This is a genomic window from Mycobacterium sp. E136 (assembly GCF_001666865.1).
In the GTDB taxonomy this organism is placed as follows: domain Bacteria; phylum Actinomycetota; class Actinomycetes; order Mycobacteriales; family Mycobacteriaceae; genus Mycobacterium.
On the sequence record NZ_LZJE01000334.1, the window covers coordinates 1 to 1,983 of the forward strand.

At 70.1% G+C, this 1,983-nt stretch carries 2 protein-coding genes and 1 pseudogene; all 3 read left to right on the forward strand.

Annotation, left to right across the window (positions count from 1 at the left end):
• Window positions 1-292: pseudogene (locus A5698_RS22085) on the forward strand (peptidase M50); the annotation flags it as partial.
• Window positions 293-311: 19 nt separating this feature from the next.
• Window positions 312-1,094: a site-2 protease family protein gene (locus A5698_RS22090; protein ID WP_068301172.1), complete on the forward strand. Its 783-nt coding sequence runs from the start codon at window positions 312-314 to the stop codon at window positions 1,092-1,094.
• A gap of 62 nt (window positions 1,095-1,156) precedes the next feature.
• Window positions 1,157-1,983, forward strand: an 827-nt coding sequence (locus A5698_RS22095) for a cation diffusion facilitator family transporter (protein ID WP_068301176.1), incomplete at its 3' end; no start/stop codon positions are given.

A 1,983-nucleotide genomic window follows, 5' to 3' on the forward strand; every position in this document is an offset into this window, starting at 1 on the left:
GCTGGAGAAGGGTTCGCCGCCGGCCGAGCTGACCGGCGAGGCGGTGGTCGACGACGAGGTGCTGTTCGACGGCGCCGTGACCGGGGTGCGCATCGAGCCGACGGCGACGATGCCGGGCCTGCGCGCGAGCGTGCTGTCGCGCCATATGCGGCCGCGCCGGTGGGTGACCGGGCGTGCCGCCCAGCTCGGCAGCACCGGCGCATTCGTGGTCCGCGACGGGGTGATGGCCCCGCGTCCGGTCCGGCGCTCGACGTTCTACCGGCACACCGAAGGCTGGCTGCGGGTCGTCTGACCTCCGGTAGCGTCGACGCGTGAGTGTTCGTCCGCTGCACCAGTCGGTGCGGCCCAGCCCCGTCTTCCTGGCCATCGTGGCGGCCACCGTCGCCGGTGGCGTCGTGGCGTGGACGTGCACGACGGACACCTCGCGGCCGCTCGCCTACGTCGGGGTGTTCACGTTCGTGATCGCGGGCTGGCTGGTGTCGCTGTGCGTACACGAGTTCGCCCACGCGTACACCGCGTGGCGGTTCGGCGATCGGGACGTCGCGACGCGCGGCTACCTCACGCTCAACCCGCTCAAGTACTCCCATCCGCTGTTGTCGATCGGGTTGCCGGTGCTGATCATCGCGATCGGCGGGATCGGCCTGCCCGGTGGGGCGGTGTACGTCCGCACCGGCTGGATGACCCCACGGCAGCGCAGCGTGGTCAGCCTCGCCGGGCCGTTCACCAACCTGGTGTTCGCGGCGCTGCTGCTGATCCTGACGAGCGCGCTCTTCGACCCCGCGCACGGCGTCTTCTGGGCCGGCATGGCGTTCCTGGGCTTCCTCCAGGTGACCGCGTTCGTGCTGAACATGCTTCCGGTGCCCGGGCTCGACGGATACGGCGCGCTCGAGCCGCACCTGAGCCCGCAGACGCAACGAGCCGTGGCCCCGGCCAAGCAGTGGGGGCTGCTTGTCCTGCTGTTGCTGCTGTTCAGCCCCGGCCTCAACCGGTGGTTCTGGCAGCTGGTGCTGTGGTTCTTCGACTTCTCCGGCGTGGCTCGCCCGCTGGTGTGGCTGGGCAGCGATCTGACCCGCTTCTGGTCGGCCTGGTTCTAGGCACCGGCGACGCAGGGCGCACACCCTTGCGACATATGCGGACTTGCGCATAGATTGCTGGCATGGGCGCCGGCCACGATCACAGCAGAGGCGATACCCGCGTCAGCCGGATGGTCATCGCCGCGGCGATCCTCACCGCCTTCTTCGTGGTCGAGCTCGTCACGGCGCTGCTCATCGACTCCATCGCGCTGTTAGCCGACGCCGGGCACATGCTGACCGATCTGGTCGCGATGTTCATGGGTCTGACCGCGGTCCTTCTCGCCCGCCGCGGCAGCGCCTCCCCCGCGCGCACATACGGGTGGCACCGCGCCGAGGTGTTCACCGCCGTCGCCAACGCTGTGCTCCTTCTCGGCGTCGCGGGGTTCATCCTCTTCGAGGCGATCGAACGGCTCGGCCACGCGCCCGAGGTGCCCGGTGTGCCGATGATCGTCGTCGCGCTGGCGGGGTTGGCGGCCAACGCCGTCGTGGTGCTGCTGCTGCGCTCGCATTCCGAGAAGAGCCTGGCCGTCAAGGGCGCCTACATGGAGGTCGTCGCCGACACCGTCGGCAGCATCGGGGTGCTGATCGCGGGCGTCGTGACGGTCACGACGCACTGGCCGTACGCCGACGTCGTGGTCGCTGTGTTCGTCGCGCTGTGGGTGTTGCCGCGGGCGTTCTCGTTGGCGCGGGCGGCCCTGCGGATCCTCTCGGAGTCCTCACCCGCGCACATCGACGTGGAGGAGCTGCGGAGCGCGCTGTGTGCGGTGGAGGGCGTCACCGACGTGCACGACCTGCACGTCTGGACGCTGGTGCCGGGCAAGGACATGGTCACTGCGCATCTGACCAGCGACCGCGATTCGGCGCTGGTGCTCGACGATGCGCGCGCCGTGCTCACCGAACGCGGGCTGGA